This window comes from Virgibacillus xinjiangensis, from assembly GCF_042643145.1.
Taxonomy (GTDB): Bacteria; Bacillota; Bacilli; order Bacillales; family Amphibacillaceae; genus Virgibacillus_O; species Virgibacillus_O xinjiangensis.
Genome location: NZ_JBHRSA010000005.1, coordinates 13,961 through 31,035, shown reverse-complemented (window position 1 = coordinate 31,035; position 17,075 = coordinate 13,961). Strand labels below are relative to the sequence as shown.

At 42.0% G+C, this 17,075-nt stretch carries 15 protein-coding genes and 3 pseudogenes; 2 read left to right on the top strand and 16 right to left on the bottom strand.

The features are described 5' to 3' along the window. Nucleotides 1-246: 246 nt before the first annotated feature. The 12 genes and pseudogenes from ACFOGI_RS02915 to uidA (ACFOGI_RS02860) form a co-directional block, all read right to left on the bottom strand. Nucleotides 247-900, bottom strand: a pseudogene (locus ACFOGI_RS02915) (ABC transporter permease); the annotation flags it as partial. Between the two features lie 713 nt (nt 901-1,613). Beyond that, nucleotides 1,614-2,036, bottom strand: a complete 423-nt coding sequence (locus ACFOGI_RS02910) for an RDD family protein (RefSeq protein ID WP_390268153.1) — start codon at nt 2,034-2,036, stop codon at nt 1,614-1,616. Between the two features lie 155 nt (nt 2,037-2,191). Beyond that, complete coding sequence (locus tag ACFOGI_RS02905) at nt 2,192-2,530, bottom strand: DUF3291 domain-containing protein (RefSeq protein WP_390268150.1); 339 nt, start codon at nt 2,528-2,530, stop codon at nt 2,192-2,194. 120 nt (nt 2,531-2,650) lie between these two features. After that, nucleotides 2,651-3,088, bottom strand: a complete 438-nt coding sequence (locus ACFOGI_RS02900; protein WP_390268147.1) for an SRPBCC family protein — start codon at nt 3,086-3,088, stop codon at nt 2,651-2,653. An 855-nt stretch (nt 3,089-3,943) separates the two neighbouring features. After that, on the bottom strand, nt 3,944-4,690 hold the full coding sequence (locus tag ACFOGI_RS02895) for an SDR family NAD(P)-dependent oxidoreductase (protein WP_390268144.1): 747 nt from the start codon (nt 4,688-4,690) through the stop codon (nt 3,944-3,946). Between the two features lie 200 nt (nt 4,691-4,890). Next, nucleotides 4,891-5,739, bottom strand: coding sequence for a DEAD/DEAH box helicase (locus ACFOGI_RS02890; RefSeq protein ID WP_390268141.1), 849 nt, complete (start codon nt 5,737-5,739; stop codon nt 4,891-4,893). Between the two features lie 164 nt (nt 5,740-5,903). Continuing rightward, nucleotides 5,904-7,019 (bottom strand): hypothetical protein, encoded by a 1,116-nt coding sequence (locus tag ACFOGI_RS02885; RefSeq protein WP_390268139.1) that lies wholly within the window; start codon nt 7,017-7,019, stop codon nt 5,904-5,906. A gap of 293 nt (nt 7,020-7,312) precedes the next feature. After that, the gene (locus ACFOGI_RS02880; RefSeq protein ID WP_390268136.1) at nt 7,313-7,729 is read right to left on the bottom strand and encodes a hypothetical protein; all 417 of its coding nucleotides are present in this window, start codon (nt 7,727-7,729) and stop codon (nt 7,313-7,315) included. A 55-nt stretch (nt 7,730-7,784) separates the two neighbouring features. After that, a complete protein-coding gene (locus tag ACFOGI_RS02875) occupies nt 7,785-8,345 on the bottom strand; it encodes a sugar O-acetyltransferase (RefSeq protein ID WP_390268133.1) in 561 nt (186 codons plus the stop codon). Between the two features lie 335 nt (nt 8,346-8,680). Continuing rightward, nucleotides 8,681-10,159: an MFS transporter gene (locus ACFOGI_RS02870; protein WP_390268130.1), complete on the bottom strand. Its 1,479-nt coding sequence runs from the start codon at nt 10,157-10,159 to the stop codon at nt 8,681-8,683. A gap of 105 nt (nt 10,160-10,264) precedes the next feature. Beyond that, nucleotides 10,265-12,061 carry a beta-glucuronidase gene (gene uidA, locus ACFOGI_RS02865; protein ID WP_390268128.1) on the bottom strand — a complete coding sequence of 599 codons (1,797 nt, stop codon included), beginning with the start codon at nt 12,059-12,061 and terminating at the stop codon, nt 10,265-10,267. Continuing rightward, the gene (gene uidA, locus ACFOGI_RS02860) at nt 12,046-13,881 is read right to left on the bottom strand and encodes a beta-glucuronidase (protein WP_390268126.1); all 1,836 of its coding nucleotides are present in this window, start codon (nt 13,879-13,881) and stop codon (nt 12,046-12,048) included. The genes uidA (ACFOGI_RS02865) and uidA (ACFOGI_RS02860) overlap by 16 nt, the downstream gene beginning before the upstream one ends. 200 nt (nt 13,882-14,081) lie before the next feature. Here uidA (ACFOGI_RS02860) and ACFOGI_RS02855 point away from each other — a divergent pair, with 200 nt between their 5' ends. Then, nucleotides 14,082-14,807 carry a helix-turn-helix transcriptional regulator gene (locus ACFOGI_RS02855; RefSeq protein WP_390268123.1) on the top strand — a complete coding sequence of 242 codons (726 nt, stop codon included), beginning with the start codon at nt 14,082-14,084 and terminating at the stop codon, nt 14,805-14,807. Between the two features lie 164 nt (nt 14,808-14,971). Here ACFOGI_RS02855 and ACFOGI_RS02850 read toward each other — a convergent pair whose 3' ends face one another. The 4 genes and pseudogenes from ACFOGI_RS02850 to ACFOGI_RS02835 form a co-directional block, all read right to left on the bottom strand. Further along, the gene (locus ACFOGI_RS02850; protein WP_390268120.1) at nt 14,972-15,118 is read right to left on the bottom strand and encodes a hypothetical protein; all 147 of its coding nucleotides are present in this window, start codon (nt 15,116-15,118) and stop codon (nt 14,972-14,974) included. A gap of 92 nt (nt 15,119-15,210) precedes the next feature. After that, on the bottom strand, nt 15,211-15,417 hold the full coding sequence (locus ACFOGI_RS02845; RefSeq protein ID WP_390268117.1) for a hypothetical protein: 207 nt from the start codon (nt 15,415-15,417) through the stop codon (nt 15,211-15,213). A gap of 147 nt (nt 15,418-15,564) precedes the next feature. Then, nucleotides 15,565-16,056 (bottom strand): annotated as a pseudogene (locus ACFOGI_RS02840) (GrpB family protein); the annotation flags it as partial. 144 nt (nt 16,057-16,200) lie between these two features. Then, nucleotides 16,201-16,569: pseudogene (locus tag ACFOGI_RS02835) on the bottom strand (VOC family protein). A 139-nt stretch (nt 16,570-16,708) separates the two neighbouring features. Here ACFOGI_RS02835 and ACFOGI_RS02830 point away from each other — a divergent pair. After that, nucleotides 16,709-16,909 carry a MarR family winged helix-turn-helix transcriptional regulator gene (locus tag ACFOGI_RS02830; RefSeq protein ID WP_390268200.1) on the top strand — a complete coding sequence of 67 codons (201 nt, stop codon included), beginning with the start codon at nt 16,709-16,711 and terminating at the stop codon, nt 16,907-16,909. Nucleotides 16,910-17,075: the final 166 nt, after the last annotated feature.

The window sequence follows — 17,075 nt, the reverse complement described above, 5'->3', positions numbered from 1 at the left end:
TCGAACTAATATAGGTCCATGGAACTTTTCTGATTAAATATGAAACCAGCCCTCGGCCAAATATACTTAGATTTCTTCCATAAGAAAAGACGACCAATCGATGATCGTCTCGTTTCTTCATGCACTCTATAGTTGGAGTGTCGTCTTTATTGTTTCCCTCTATCTGTAAAGCTGCCATAACCCCTTGATCTAGCAGGGGTATGGCAAATGTTTTTTATTTCGTAAACTCTCTCTAGTGAAATTATTTCAGTTGCCAGCTACATCCCGTTCGGTAAAAAACACCCATGATATGACAAGGAAAATGAAGTAATAGACTGCCAGCACCGTAATGGAAAATCCGAGAGTCATGCCCTCAAACAATGGTATTCCGTTGATGTATTGTCCCATGTCAGTATTGGCAAAGAGGATGTATTTTGCCCAATCATATTCAGAGAAAAAGCTGACTATCGCGTTACCGGACAGCATAAGGAAAATAGCAACCCCTATAGCCAGTGAACTTTGTCGAAACATCGTCGATATCATAAAAGCAAATGTTGCCATAATGACCAATGTAACAAGCTGCAATCCATAGCCTTTGATGATTTGTTGGATAATGGAAACATATGCATACCCCTCACTTTGACTGAGTACGATACGCGGGTCCATTCCGTTGACACCGAAAAATAGCGCTCCAATAATCCATGAAAAAATCAAAACAAATAAGAGGGTGAATAACGCAAACAGTAATACTGATACATATTTGGAAGCCCAAATTTTGGTCCGCGTAATCGGCCGGATCAGTAATAATTTAATCGTTCCCCACTTGAATTCATTTGCGACAATACCTGCCGCAACAATGATCGTCAACAAACTTACCAATGAAAGCAGAAACCTGTTCTCCATGACAAATTGCCATGCATCATCGATCAATTCGACGGCTGTTCCTGCCATTAATAGAATCCTCCGATTATTTCAGTTTTAGAGGCTCTCCCGAAAGATTGCCCAAGCATTGCCCCGTTTTTATCCATACCTATTAATCAAGTTTTACTCATCAATTTCATTCCGAAAGTAACTGTGAAACAAGCACATACTATTATTACTAATTGGCCATAAATATTATTATGATAATTGTTCATCAATACCACTAATATGAGTAAGAGACAAATGACTACAATAGATAAACTTAAAGTTTTCAAGAAATTGATAGCGAAAACCTCCAGAAAATAGTTTTTTAATTTTTACTGCTTGAAAAGTTCCCCACTTTTTAATTGTAATACTCTATCACTTAAGGTATCCCTAATCTTGATGACTCACTCAATATAATCCATTAATTACCATGATTCAACGTAATTTACCAAAATATTACAGTAATTGTAATAATTCGTTAATTATGCCTATTACTATGGACTCGTATATCCATGAGGGAGATACTGAGTACGGCGAACTATCTTTACCATTTGTCCCGTCTTTTTTACCGCCCGTTGTGGAATCCTTCACCACTATTTAAAGAATGGATGAAACCCTAATCAGCACCAGGTTCATCCATTCTTATTTTATAACCTTTTATAAAAAATCATGGTTCTCTACTTGTAAATTCAAGATTGTATATAAAAGGAACAGACCAAATTATGTGCTCACCAATAAGCCCTCCGTACATATGTCCCGCCTACGATATCATGTATGGCTCTTTTATCTTCCCGGAAAATGATCATGAACACACTGACGATGAGAGATATACCAAGCGTGAGAATGCCGATTACATGAAAGCCGACCACCTCCCGCATGAACGTATTGGTAAAGTTGACATGCTCATCATTCGTCCGCTGCAATTTGATTTTGCAGATGCGTTTGCCAATGACATAACCAGACCAGAGAACAGGGACCATGATCAAATACACCAAATAGAAGACTTCCCAGGTCCAGCCACTTCTCCATTCCAATGAGAAATTGCCTGTAAACAGAAAGAACAACGAGGCTAAGGATAATGTGATGATATTGAAGTCCAGAACTCTTGCGATGAATCTTTCCAGGAAACCAGCATATTTGTTTGCTGCCATGTACTACCCTCCTTCCTTTTAGCAACGTTCAGTTGAAAAACTCTTTATAGAAAAAGACGATCACCTGTGGATCGCCTTGTCTGTCTTGTTTCATGGTTATATTGATAAGAAGCGATTGCCCCTTTGGAATCGACATATGTGGTGAAATTGGGAAGTCACTTCACTTTACCAAACTTCTCATACAGCCTGGCTCTCCCCTCTTTCCATCCGGGAAGAGTATCTGATTCCCAGTTGACTGCCTCTAATTGATCCGCCATTTTTCGTGACCGCTTCATTGCTTTTAGATGCCACCCACTATTTCGGAAGGCCATCATGTGTTCTTTGGACTCCCATACGGTCAGTGTCCAGTAGGTGTCCCAGCCTTCTTTGTTGAACAAAGAAAACTCCAGCCCTTCCGCATTCCTTGATTGGATCATCGATGTAATGGTATGAAAGTAAAAGCTGGGCAACATCCGCTTCCCTTTCAAACGCAGCCTCGTAACGGAAATGAACATCCCATCCTTCCTTTCCGGATAAGACCTGTGATCGCTATATTCCATTATAGGTATGCCAATCCCTCATATATATGCCGCTTTTACTCCCACTAAGTCACGTCAGGTTTGATGGCCAGGTGTCTACTGGTTCTCGGCCAATTCCTTGATGGTTTCCTTTGCTTCTGTTGCAAATTCGACCGATGCGTCATAATACTTCTGCCCATCCTTCACCAAGGAAAAGTCGCCAATTTCCAATTTCAGCAATGTCTTGCCATCCTGGTCTTCCAGTCTGAACCGATAGGCTACATCACCTTCCGCTGGCTTCACTTCCCAGTTCGATATGTACAGGGCCATAATGAATTCCTTCTCTTTCTCCGCTTTGATGACAGTAGTGACAGTTTCTCCACCGTTCGGATTTTCCCATACCACTTTACTGCCTTCTGTCATAGCATCACTCGGATAATCTTCCGGAAGCTCATCCCACTGTGCGACATATTTTGGTTTGACGAGCACCTCCCACACCTTGGAAGGAGCTGCGTTTATAAGAATTTCATCCCTTACCGTCAGTTCTTCGGTCATGATTTTGTACCTCCTGGTTCATTTAATGGGCTGCAGCGAAATTGCTCATGATATGGAAACGCAAGGATCATATTCCGCTGAAAATCTCTCTTATATTCCACCTTACCTAAGGAGGATGGGAAATACAATGTTTTCGGCGGCGGACCATGAGCGTTTTATATCGGTGGATCTTTGCAAAATTTCTGCTATGCGCCCGAGTGCGAGGCTGCGCGGCCCGTGTGGCGCGGGGCGGCGACCGAGTGCGATGAGGCGCGGCCCGAGTAGCAGGTGCTCACGCCCAAGTGCAGTGCCCCGTGGCCCGAGTGGCGAGGGCTGGCGACCGAATGCAGTGCCCCTCGGCCCGAGCGGCAGGTGCGCACGCCCGAGTGCAGTGAAGTCCTGTTAAATTCTGACCATCTTCATGGAAATGGATAAAATAAACTAGCAAATACGTTAATTTCTATTTTGTTTAAAATGGGGCTTACTGAAAAATGCACCGATTAATAAGAATACAAGACCACTTATCATGCCCCACAAGTGCATATCTATAAATGCAAAGACGCCGATATTCAATATTGCTAGTAAGAACATAATTTTCATTATTTTTATCACCCTTACTCATTAGTGATTGCAACTATTATCGACAAGTGAGCGGTGATGCAGCACGAGTGCAATGCCGCGTGGCCCGAGCGGCAGGTGCTCACGCCCAAGTATGCTGCCCCGTGGCCCGAGTGGCTGGTGCTGGCGACCGAGTGTAGTGCCCCACAGCCTGAGTGGCTGGTGCTGACGACCGAGTGCAGTGCCCCACAGCCTGGGCGGCAGGTGCTCACGCCCGAGTGTAGTGCCCCGTGGCCTGAGCGGCCGGTCATGCTCACGTCACCCCTCGGCATTTCCCAGTGTCATCCCGCCATCAACGACCAGTTCTGCTCCTGTGCAGTACGAGCTGTCGTCCGATGCAAAATAGGCGACAGCCTTGGCGATTTCCAGTGGTCTGCCGATCCGTCCTAATGGAATGGTCTGATAATATGCCGGGACATCTTGCCCGTTCGTGGCCATGTCGGTATCGACCCCACCTGGATGGATCATGTTCACGCGGATTCCTTTGGCTCCCAGCTCCACCGCTGCTGCTTTGGACATCGCCACGACAGACGCTTTACTTGCCGCATAAGCAGAGGAGTGGGCGATTGGTGAAAAGGCAGAGACTGATACATTGTTGATGATCGAGCCTTTCCCCTGCTTCTCCATGAACGGAACCACGGACTGCATGCCGAGAAACACGCCCATTTGATTGACCTGGATCAACTGCAGGTACTCTTCTGCAGTGATTTCCGTAAAAGGCTTGCGGATCAATAGGCCGGCGTTATTCACCAGCACATCTATCTTGCCGAATTGCTCCACGATATTTTCTGCCGCGGCTTTCCATTCTGTTTCGTTGGTGACATCCAGCTGCACCGGATAAGCATGCGCATTCCCTATTTCATCAACTGCCTCTGCAGCACGTTCATACTGGCGCGCACCCACGGCAACGATAGCACCTGATTCAATCAAGTGCTCGGCAATCGCCCTTCCCTGTCCACGATTCGCGCCTGTCACCAGTACGACCTGACCCTCTAAATTTGGCATGGAACTCCTCCTGACATGTTTGTATTTCTAGCTTTTTTCAGCTTAGTCTCGAATCGTATGTCCTCCATTGCTTTTGCTTAATTGGTACCAAACTTTGTTAGGTTCAAACATTTATTAAGTAAGTTACATGAACAATAAATTCATATATGAACAAGCATAGTAGTATCGCCTTTTAAGATAGCTTTCCCCCACATAATTCTCTACCAAGTCAAGGATTTCTCAACTGTTTCCATATAAGGAAGATGGCGCCATATGTTTTTATCACCAATCACGTAAAGCCGGTATTTTGCACGCGTGACAGCTACATTAATTAAATTTGGTTTATCCGTAGCCCATTTAGCAGCTCCTTTTTGGGTCTCATCAACTCCTAAACAAAATATGACAATTTCTGCTTCTTTTCCTTGAAACGTATGCACAGTTCCAACCGACTCCCGTACCCACGCTTTAATAGAATTTTCGCCACTAACCATTGTAGGTAATCTCTTCTTCAACAGAATCTTCAATTCATCGGCTACCTTTTTAAATGGCGATATAATATAGACATTAGGCAAACTCCCATCATTGTCATCGATAAGTGTCTGTAGCAAAATTAATAACCGTTCCCCTTGAGCTTCTACATACTGCCGTGCAACTGATTCCCCTTTTACATCGATCCACTCACTTTGACCACTGAAAGTAAATGTGTCGTTTTCTTGTGTAGCGAGAACCATATTTCCGTCATATGCTATCTCATTTGAAATCTTGAACATGGGGTTAAGACATCTCCTATGAACCCACAGGGGTAACCCTATCCAAGTTCCGGCTAAATTTTTTCCATAAGGGTTTCCTAAATCTGCAATACTTTGTACAGAGGAATGAGGAGAAAAATAAGACGACGAAGAAATGTCAAAGTAATTAGCCAGATCAGTATAAATTGATGGGGGAGTGGTCACTACAGGTTCAATTTGCAGTGGGTCTCCCACAGCTACCGTATATTTTGCTCTCCATATACCACCGACAGCCATTTGAGGCTTAGCTTGACCTGCTTCATCAATAATTAACCAATCCAATTCCTCTCTTTTCAATCCCTCGAACATGTTGCCTAGGGAAGCAAAAGCGGTTGAAATCACAGGTACAATAAGAAAGAAAGCGTCCCAGATTGGTTTGACAACTTCCGGATGTGTATAGGTGTTGATCTTTGAAAGATTAGAAAATCCCCGGATGCAATGTTTTACTAGATATTCTCTACAGCTGTATTGTTTGAAGAAGCCACTACCATACCGTATCCACGAATAGAGTCATCAATATTTTGAACTCTGACCTTGAATTTTTCACTCACTTGAATATCTTTCATATGTGTAAATGCTTTATTCGGATCACTAAACTTGACCATTCGTTTAGCTCTTTGGAAGACATTCTCGGCCATAATATCCTTAAGCAAAGTTGTCTTTCCAGTCCCCGGTGGGCCATTCACTGAATACAAATTGTTGTGAGGAGTATCCTTCATAAAAATACTGTTTACAGCCAGTTGCTGCATCATACTCAGGTGGTATTCATCTTTGGAAGGCCATTTAGCTAAGGGGATGTGCTCAGGAGATAAGATTCTTTCTATTTTCTCGCGGTTCTCATCAATATCTACTTTTCCCTTCGTACCTTTTAAGTATTGGTTTAACGCATTTCCGCTCTCTCCACTCTTATGAGCCTTTTCAACAATTTCTAAATCTCGGATAAAAAAACTGTTCAATATATCTTCTTTTTCACTCTTTCTATCCTTTTTATGTCTGTAAGTAAATGAAATAAAAGGTGGATTAATTAATTCTGGTGACCATTCCGAACTTTCTAGTAATTCTCTTAAAAACAGTTGTAACTTTTTATAGTCAATGCTCCCTTTTAAATGACTGGAAGCTATTTGCTTAACTTCTTCTTTGTATTTGCCAAATAATGTTGACCATTCGTCCTTATACCTTTCCCCTTTATTCAGTTGGCCAAGGCCAAAAGGCATTGTAGAAATGGAAGCACTATCTTCTATGTATTTTCCATCATTATTAATCTCAATCACAGCAAGAGCCGTTTTCCCTTGATGATCCTCTATGTCAGGCCGTACTTCTGTTTCTCTAAAGTGCTCTCTTGCAAAATCTAATTCTTCCCTAATTGGGAATACTCCCACATAAACTTGATGCGTGTATGTGTGTTTACCAGTGTCTAAATATTTATCAGTCGATTGCCATGGTAGTTCTGTCAATTCCCTAAGATAGTTCACGTCGGCTGCTTTGTTCTTGAATTTAATTTCATATGGTGTTAAAAACTCCACATAATGCCAAGCTCTTAACAAATTCATAGCTTGCCCCATATAATTCTCTCCTTCTTATCTATTAGGATCTAGCTCGCTCATACGGTAAAAACAATTACCCATTCATTGATATTCTGCAGGTTACATTTTTTCCCATTATTCAATACTATCATAGCTTGTTGAGAGAGAAATAAAAATTCCTTCAATTTAAACAACCTTTTAATTTATGTAAAAATCAGGTCACAGAAAGAATTTCTATAGACAACGGAGTACCAATATATTAATCCCTAACAAACTGCCTCCATAGAAAAAGGCGGCCCAGAACAATGGCCACCAAGCGAAAATTCATATCCTCAGTTAAAAAATAGATACAGGACAAAGCCCGCGATAAAAATCGAATCGATGATGATCAGGTAGAATCCCAGATTTGATTTCCTCACCTTTTCCAAACTGTAGTTGAACACACTATCATATAGGCTGACGCCGAATAGAATGGCTGCGATGATGATGACTACTAGATTTTCTGTCATGAACACGGCCAGCAGATAAATCAGCCATCTGCGGATAAAGTTGAAGATCAATCCGATGAACATGAAGGAAATACTCGCTGGTTTGATCTCCAAATCGTCTTCCGAATCGATTTCGGCCAGACCTTCTTTCACCTGTTTATGTTCCTTCAAGTAATCCACATTGATCCACAAGATGATCAAACAGTAGACCAGGATATAGATTTCTTCCTTCGTCTGTAAAAATGCTTGAATTGCCCCCACCCCATCCCTTTTCTTCTATCATAAACCTCGCCAAGAAAGCGAATGAAAATGCAGCTTACACCTCTAATTCCTTGAGCACTTTGGCCGGATTGCCGCCGACCACTACATTGTCCGGCACATCCTTGGTCACGACGGCACCTGATGCGATCACCACGTTATCACCGACGGTCACTCCAGGATTGATGATGGCACCACCGCCAATCCACACATTGTCTCCGAAGATGATCGGTTTGGCATATTCCTTTCCAGAATTCCTCTCGGTCGGATCGAGCGGGTGTGTCGCCGTATAGATCTGCACACCAGGCGCCAGCAGACAATTGTCCCCGAACCGTACTTCACACACATCCAGAATGGTACAGTCGAAGTTCGCATGGAAATTTTCACCAACATGGGTGTTATAGCCATAGTCGAAGCGGATATTCGGTTCCATAGAAATATTTTCTCCCGTGGAACCAAGCAAGTCCTTGAGCACTTCCGACCGCTTCTCTCCTTCTGTTTCAGTTGTCCGGTTATACACGCGGACTTTCCGTCTCGCTTCCTCCCGGTCTTTCAGGAGCACCGGGTCCTCCGGGTCATACATTTCTCCAGCCAGCATCTTCTCTTTTTCTGTTTTCATTCCTGCATCTCCTTCTTTTCATTATATATTTCTGATGGAGATAACTTGCCCTTTAGTTGAAATGATCGTTCTTATATATCAAGTTCTCTTTTTCTTCCATTTCCTAATCTGCGTGTTCCATTCTTCTGTTTTCATATTAATTATATGGTTTTTCACCTTTAAAAAAATAATCCCATTATTTTTGTTTGGAATCAAGACTATTGCCCTTCGTTCAATTATCCTGTTCTTTCATTCGGAGATATTGTTAATGAAGACACCTTTGATGAACGTCCGCGAAGGATTGCTTCACTAAAAATAGAAAAGGAGCGGTGTATGACCGCCCCTTTTCTATTGAACTACTGTACCTGTTCCTGTTGGTCCATGTCTATTTTCTTCATTTCTGCTATTCCCTCTTGTACTTCTCTCATCCGTTTATCGTCCAATGTATAGAATTTCATAGCGAGTAAGGATGCGATATATCCGAGAATCGGTATTCCCAGGTATAGTACGAGAGACATAATGAATAATGCCGTTGTCAAGCTTTCACCGATTTGCGGGAATTCTTCTTGATAGCCGATCATTGCCAGCATGAACCCGACAATTGCAGGGGCAAGGGATGAAATCAATTTATCCACAAAGGAGAAGATTGTTCCAAGCATACCTGGAATATAACGCCCTGATTTATAGGTTTCATAGTCTGACACATCTGCGATCATTGGGATGACCAGGGCATTCGTCAACCCGCCCAAGCCTAAAAATGCAGTGATGAGAATCAGGAACATCCATGTATTGACGCCCATATTGTCCATGGAGATGGTGGTTGGATCAATCATAAGCATCATGATCATGATGATGGCACCTGCCAGCAACGCTCCCCATGAACCTCGTACAAAGGAACGTTTCAACCCTACTTTTCTTGCATAGATGGAACCTAGGACGGAAATGATGAGTACCGGAACCATGGTAACTAAGGATATGGTCCCACTAAGTGCGTAATCCCCGATTAATATACCGAAGAACATGACCGCCACTGCTGGCTGTCTCGTTGAAGAACTTGCCAATTTATCGGTCGAAGCTGCGATGATCAGCATTTGCAATGGGCGGTTTTTCTTCAGTACCGGCAAGTACTCGCGGAAACTTGTTTTCACCGTATTTTCTGCCAAACCATAAAACTCTTTACGGTCCTTGTTCCAGATGGCGATAACCGAACATACGGACAACAATGCAGAGATAATTACCACATACATGTTCAATTCGGTGAATAATGCCAAGCTGAATTCGTCATTATATTTAACAACAAGGTTGGATGCTACGAAGAACTGTCCACCACCATATACCAGCATGGTGAATACTCCATCAAAAACGGAGAACAGCGGACGCTGTTTTGGATGATTCGTAAGCACAGTCTGTCCAGCCTTTGTTACGGCTGTTTGTAACGTATAACCAATTATATAGACAACATAAATGGCTATAAAGAATAAAAATTGCATGGACTCCGGCAGCATATGGGTCACGTTATACATAATCAAGATGGAGCCTGCCAAAATGACGTTCCCTAAAATGATTAATGGCCGGAACTTTCCAAGCTTCGATTCTGTTTTATCAATGATATACCCGATAATCGGATCAGTCACCCCGTCAAAAACACGCATCGATGTAAGTATGATGCTGACAACGGCTACAGTCAGTCCTGCAATCCCTGTAGCATAATAGGAAACAAAACCAATAGCGAAATTATATAAGTTGGTGGCGGAGTTGTTTAAGGAAAACAAGGCTATTTGCCACATTCTCGCTGTATGGTAATTCTGATTTTGCTGAGCGGTTGTGTGGGACATATCAATCCCTCCTCCATTTATTTTACACGATAACACTCCAGTTCTGACAACGCTTACACCTTTGGCCAGAAACAACATCCATAGAGGACGTTATTTCCTGATGCTTTATTTCGTTCTCCATCTTTCTCTCACCAAGTAGGCTGCCATCTTCGGCTGTCTGTTCCTTGTGAACACACCACTGCGATGGGTATCGATGGCGGTCAATCCTTCCTTTGCCTGAATGTCTGCAAAATGCACTTGTTCTCCGATGATAAAAGGCAACTCCTCCAACATCTGCTGCTGCATCTCTAAACTTTCCACCTGATAGGGCTCACTCCACTGAACAGAAGGCAATTTCCATTCTCCACTGACAGACTCTGCTGCTTCCGACGTGATGAAAACAGGCTTCCCGATGGCTTCCCAGCTTGCCAACGTTTCCTTCATTTCTGTTTCTGCATCGGATAATTCATACCCGCCCATTTCGTCCCACCCATCTTTCCGATGAAGGGAGATGATATCACAAAGATCATTAATCTTGCTGTCTTCCATCTTTGTATTCATTGGAAGCAATGCGGTTCTTGGCCGCTTCTGTGGATCCAGTTCATGGGCATAGTCGAAAATGTCCTTGGCATAGTTGGTAATATGTTCATCCGTTGCATCAGGTTCTGTCATGAGATTCCAGGCAATGACACATGCATGGTTTTTATCACGCTGGATCACTTCCTCCATCACTGCTCTGTGGTGGACTTTCATCTCTTCTTGAATCACGTCCCGTGCAAAGAATGGACCATCCTCCTTGATGCCCATCATCATCTGATGGAAACTCGGTTTGCTGTTTTTCAGCCCGGAAGCTGGCAAGGTATCGATGAGAAGGAATCCTTCCCGGTCTGCCAGCTCATATAATTCCTCACTATGCGGAAAATCTGCCGTTGAAATAACATTTGCCCCGGCCCATTTCATCAATTCAACGTCCCGTTTCAATATGGCCGGATTCACACCAGCACCATGAAGTTCACTGTCTTCCCACTTATAAAATCCTTTTAAATAAACCGGTTCATTGTTGATGAACAACTGCTGGCCCTTCACTTCGACAGTGCGGATTCCGATTTTTTCCCGGTGCATATCGATGACATGCTCTCCGTCGCAAATTTTTACGATAAAGGTATATAAATAAGGCTTTAGTGGCTTCCATAACTGGACATCTTTTACCGTCAGCTTGTTATTTTTTCCAATAGTTTCGGCAACAAAGTTGTCATTCTCATCGTATACTTCCAGCCTGACTTCGCTTTTTCCATTGGTTTCTGCTTGATAGGATACAGCCGCATCCTTTCCTTCCAAATCAAACCGAACAGAAAAATCTGTCACGCGCTCTTTTGGCATGGCAATCAATTTAACCGATCTTTGGATACCAGCATAATGGTAAAAATCGACATCCGACTTCGCAAGCCTTGTTCCATCTTTTTTTGTGGCTGTTTCTCCTCTTGGAAGGGTGATGTCGTCCAATAGATTGGAAACTTCGACAACGATTTTATTTTTCCGGTCAAAATCAATGACTGTATCCACTGGTGCATGGAATGGGGTATATCCGCCATGATGCTCTTTGACCTTGATGCCATTGACAAAAACCGTCGCCTTGCTTGTAACACTTGAAAAACGAAGCGAAATATCGAGACCTTTCCATTCTTGTGGAACATAGATGTCGGTTTCATACCAGATGCTCCCGGTGAACTCCCGGCTTTCTTTATCGGTGAACAAATCATTGAAACTCGATGGCACGGGGATGAGGTCGGCTTTGGGAATACCGTTCATCCAGTTCTTTTGTCGGCCTTCACTGTTTTTATCCAGCCTGAAGCGCCACATCCCATTTATATCCATGGCTTTTCTTGTTTTTGTATAGGTTGCATATGCTAAATTAAGTGCCATGTTTCACCATCTCCTTCCTGTACACCGGCCAATGCTTCCCATCTTTCTTTAAGAAGATAAGCAATCGGTTTAGGCTGTCTGGAGCGGGTGAAAATCCCTTTCTTATTCCCATTCATCCGATTTTTCCCTTCGACGGTTTGGAAGTCGGCAAAGTTCCATACCTGTTCTCCTACTACACAATCGTAATAATCGAACATCCGGTGATAGAGATCATAGTATTCCTTCTGATATGTCTCACTCCACATGACCGATGGCAGTTTATCTAAGCCGTTGACAGTATCTGTTCCATATTCGGTAAAAATAACCGGCTTGCCGACATCCTGCCAGAGCTCCATTTCCTGATGGAAGAATGCTTCTGCATCTGAAAGCTCAAAACCATTCAAGAAATACCAGCCATAATAGCGGTTCAGGCTGACAATGTCACAAACCTGATAACAATTGCATTTTCCAGGAATGGAGGTGCCAATGGATGCAAATGTTCTTGGCCGTTTCTGAACGTCCAGTTCCCATGCATAATCAAAAATTTCCTCAAAATAGCCTGTTGCCCGTTCGGATAATGTATCTGGTTCATTCAGCAGGCTCCAAATACAAACACTTGCATGGTTCTTATCCCGTTGAATGAGCTCGTACATATCATTTTTATGATTCTTTTTCGTTTCTTGATGGACAATATCGTAGTTAAAGAAGCCTGTCACCTTACCACCTGCAGCATCAAGGAAGTTTTTCGTACTTTCGAGAAAGCCGACTGCTGCCACTTCATCGATAATGACGATGCCTTCCCGGTCAGCCATCTGATAAAATAATTCATCATAGGGATAGTGGGCTGTTCGGAATGAATTGGCACCGCTCCATTTGATGAGTTCGAAATCCCGTTTCATCACGACCGGGTCCATTCCGCGGCCAATAACATCGAAGTCCATATGCTTCCCGTAGCCGGTAAGATATACTTCCTCCTCATTGATGTAAAACTTATCTCCCTTTACTTCCACGGTCCGAATCCCGATTTCTTCTTCATATTCATCGATGATCGTTTCCTTGTCTTTGATCAAGACGCGGAAACAATATAAATAGGCATCAAGCGGACGCCAGAGATTGGCCTGTTTTATTTCGATCGTATTCTGTTTGCCTGTCTGTACCGCTACCAAATGGGATGATTCATCATAGACTTCGATTTCGACTGGATGCTCCCCAGTTGTTTCTACATCATAATGGACCAATGCATCCTCGCCCTTCAGCTCATGCTTCACCGTGAAATCGATGATACTTTCTTTTGGTGTGATCACGAGGGAAACCGATCGCTGCAATCCAGCATAATTGAAGAAATCAAAAAACGGTTTGACCATTTTTTTGCCATTTTTCAGTGTGATGCTTTTACCAACAGGAAGTGTGGTCGCATCCAATTCATTATTGATCTTTACCACGATTCGGTTGTATGCGTCATATTCCACCACATCATTGATCGATGCATTGAATGGAAGGAATCCGCCGACATGGCTCGTCATCTGTTTTCCATTGACATAGACAACCGCCTTGTGGGTTGCACAGCCAAATCGCACATCCAAATCTTTATCCTTCCAGTCGCTGGAAACAAAAAATTCACGCTCATACCAGAAATCCCCGGCATATTCCCGACTGTCTTTATCTGTAAATAAATCATTAAAGCTGGATGGAACAGGTACCCATTCGGTATGTTGAAGTCCGCTTTGCCAGTTTTCTTTCTCGCCGATGGATGCTGGATCCCATTTAAACTTCCACATCCCATCCAGACTAACGACACTTCTTGTTAATGTATGTTTCGGATACAGCAACTCATTTGCCATTGTCATCCTCCTGTCATGATGCGCTTTGCCAAAGGCAACATTGTAAACGCTTCAATATTGAATTAGTTTCATTATAACCTGGATGGTGCTTGCCATCATCTACATTTTTAGCAGGAAATTGTACGATTTTAACATTCGCTCAAGTTGAAGTTCCTGTATAATAAAAGGAGGCGGGAAATGTTAGAAAAAAGAGGGGCTTTATGATGGAACATATGTCGGAATATGCAAACTCACAGAAGGAAGCAATTGAATACCGTTATCGGTTGGAAGAGAAAGTGATGCATATTATTCAAACGGGAAATGTAGGCGAGGCAAAGAAAATTTTTGAAGACCAGACCAGCACCATGAACCATACCAAAGTTTCCCGCATTCCTTCCAATCCACTCCGAGATCGCAAAAATGGACTGATTATCCGAAATACCTTCTACCGGATTGCGGCCAAAAATGGCGGACTTCCCCCTCTTTTACTTCATTACATTTCGGAAAAGTATGCGTTACTGATTGAACGGGCAGAATCCGTGGAGTACTTGGATAAAAAACTGGCAGTTGAACAGCTATATGAGTACACAGAAGCTGTAAACAATTTTTCCACAAACACCTATTCAGGTCTGACAAAACAAGTGGCATCCTATATCATGGAGAATTTTGCCCAGCAAATCACCTTGCAGCAAATGGCCGAGCAGTTTCACGTGCATCCCTCCCACCTGTCACGGAAATTCAAGCAGGAAACAACTGTTACGGTGATGGACTATATCCACATCCATCGCATCAATCATGCCAAACTGCTTTTTCAAGAGGGCAATGCCAATATCCTGGAGGTGGCCACTATGTCCGGATTCAACAGCAGCTCTTATTTCAATCGCATTTTCAAAAAAGTTACAAACCAGACTCCATCAATGTATATCAAAAATGCTTTCGAGATCTGAAAGATGCCACTGGCCATTCCCTGACATCCGAAGAAAATCAATTAATGGAATTGCCATTAAAATCACATAGAAAAACGCAGAGGTTTCAGCAATCCTCTGCGCTTTATCATTTAATGACTTGGTCTATAACTAATGCTGCCCTTTTGATGAACAATCTATTAAATTTAACCCTTCATCATCTCATCAGTATATTTTTCAAGTTGATAAGCTATAAAAACAAGTGCAGATGCACCTACCCCTATCATTATTCCATCTGTCAATGCTCCCACTAGTCCACCTATTAGAACAAATGTAGTAATTTTTAATTTCATCATAGAATCCTTTTAAAATAGCTGGTGCTTTTCTTCAACAAAAAACACTTATCTTTATTGAAGAAAAGCATCATATAGCTGAAGAAGAACTATTAGATTTCACCCTTCTGCCCATTATCATTATTTTTATTTTCGTTTGAACATAATACCAATAATATAAAGCTCGACAAAAGCCCTGTCCCAATTGCTACATACGAATATTCCATTTCCAACCATACATTACTGATAACCCCGAATATCGAAGCTAAAAATGCTAACCAGCCTACAAAAAATCCAATTTTCTTTCCTGTTATAATCATAATTACCTCCGTTCTGCTAACCTGCCTTAATATTCATAGGGAAATTTCAATTTTGATATAAGCAAGACGATAATCGGCTTTTGAACTCTTGCCATCCGTTAGTTCAATAAAACTTACAGTAATTAATAAGCACTAACAGAATCATTCCTAGTGTCTTTTATACCAGTTCATCGCTTTTACTTCTATTTCTCTAACAAGATGTTCCTTACCATTTATGTACGATTCAATATCATAGGGAAATTGTTGTGCCAGCCTCTCTTTTAACTCACCGTATCTCTTCTTCATACTTGGATGACTACTCAGATAATCCCGAAAAGCTATATGTCTTTTTATTTCCTCACTTCCTGCCTGATAAATATGTACGTGATGAGAGCGATCGTCTCCACCTTTTTGAAAGTATCTTCGTCCAGGTATTCGATTCTCACCTTTAGGTTCATATCCAATGTCCTTCATCTCCTGGTTATATTTGTCAACGAGGTCAATGTCTCTAACGACAGGCATTATGTCTAATACTGGTTTAGCTTTTAGCCCTGGAACTGAAGTACTCCCAATATGATGGATATCAATCATTTCGTTTCCAAAAATCAGTTTAAGTTTTTCAACTTCTTCCGCAAACATTAAAGGCCATTTTTCCCTATACTTCGACCTTTCTCAAAGTACAACATCCTTTCTTCAACTAACCTGCTCCTATCCTTAAAGGATGAGCACTTCCGTTGTTGTGGTAACGCACCAAATAGTAAGTGTAATCCTTCACAACATTGCTCGATGTAATAAATAAAGATTTTAAAACCCTGACTCTTGTATCATTTCCACTCTGTTTCCGAATGGGTCTCTGAACTCAAAACGTTCAAAAACTGGTATTGGTACCCCTTCAATTATCTGTATACTATTTTTTTCCAACAAATTTCTCCATTATGATATATCTTCTACTTGATAAGCCAAATGAGCTTTTGTTTTTAACCGATCAAAACCATCCTCGGTACCTATATGTACATGTCTATCTCCGACTTTTAACCAAAATCCCCCACGTCCCTTTAGTGATTCGGGTTTTTCTATCTCAGGTAGACCGAGAAGCCTACAATAAAAACTTTTCCCCTCTTCTTCAGCACCTTTTGGAATAGTTATCTGAGCGTGATGTAAACCAAGAATCATACAATCATACCCCCACTTATCATTTTGACATTTTGATACCTTTTATATATGATTCAACAAATTATATGTAATCCCTTCCTCCATTAACCTGCCCCTATCCTTATAGGATGAGCACTTCCGTTATTGTCAAACAAACGTCATTCTTTTCTTGCATCAGGAAAGAGATCGGCAAGTGCAGCATATTGAGCTTTCGCTAAACTTAACGAATCCGACAGTGAGTGTACTACTTTCCCGTTTAGAGGAAAAGGGATTCATTCGGCGTATTACAAATCCAGCTGATAACCGCTCACGTATTATTGAGCTTACTGATAAAGTTGAGCCAATCACGGGAAATTTATGAGTATGGGAGTTCAATTGAGAAGCTGTTATTTGAAGGTTTAAACGAAGCAGAAATTAATGACCTTTCAGAGTCTTTACGAAAAATTGCTTTACATGCAAAAAAGCGTTTATAGCCATGAGGAGTATCGTGAAGTTGCTGTTGAAACCCAGAATAAATAAATTAAATG

Bases quoted from the DNA above. Each gene is read 5' to 3' on its own strand.
- ACFOGI_RS02910 (WP_390268153.1), bottom strand. From the start codon at position 2,036: ATGGCAGCAAACAAATATGCTGGTTTCCTGGAAAGATTCATCGCAAGA.
- ACFOGI_RS02905 (WP_390268150.1), bottom strand. From the start codon at position 2,530: ATGTTCATTTCCGTTACGAGGCTGCGTTTGAAAGGGAAGCGGATGTTG.
- ACFOGI_RS02900 (WP_390268147.1), bottom strand. From the start codon at position 3,088: ATGACCGAAGAACTGACGGTAAGGGATGAAATTCTTATAAACGCAGCT.
- ACFOGI_RS02895 (WP_390268144.1), bottom strand. From the start codon at position 4,690: ATGCCAAATTTAGAGGGTCAGGTCGTACTGGTGACAGGCGCGAATCGT.
- ACFOGI_RS02885 (WP_390268139.1), bottom strand. From the start codon at position 7,019: ATGGGGCAAGCTATGAATTTGTTAAGAGCTTGGCATTATGTGGAGTTT.
- ACFOGI_RS02875 (WP_390268133.1), bottom strand. From the start codon at position 8,345: ATGAAAACAGAAAAAGAGAAGATGCTGGCTGGAGAAATGTATGACCCG.
- ACFOGI_RS02870 (WP_390268130.1), bottom strand. From the start codon at position 10,159: ATGTCCCACACAACCGCTCAGCAAAATCAGAATTACCATACAGCGAGA.
- uidA (WP_390268128.1), bottom strand. From the start codon at position 12,061: ATGGCACTTAATTTAGCATATGCAACCTATACAAAAACAAGAAAAGCC.
- uidA (WP_390268126.1), bottom strand. From the start codon at position 13,881: ATGGCAAATGAGTTGCTGTATCCGAAACATACATTAACAAGAAGTGTC.
- ACFOGI_RS02855 (WP_390268123.1), top strand. From the start codon at position 14,082: ATGATGGAACATATGTCGGAATATGCAAACTCACAGAAGGAAGCAATT.
- ACFOGI_RS02850 (WP_390268120.1), bottom strand. From the start codon at position 15,118: ATGAAATTAAAAATTACTACATTTGTTCTAATAGGTGGACTAGTGGGA.
- ACFOGI_RS02845 (WP_390268117.1), bottom strand. From the start codon at position 15,417: ATGATTATAACAGGAAAGAAAATTGGATTTTTTGTAGGCTGGTTAGCA.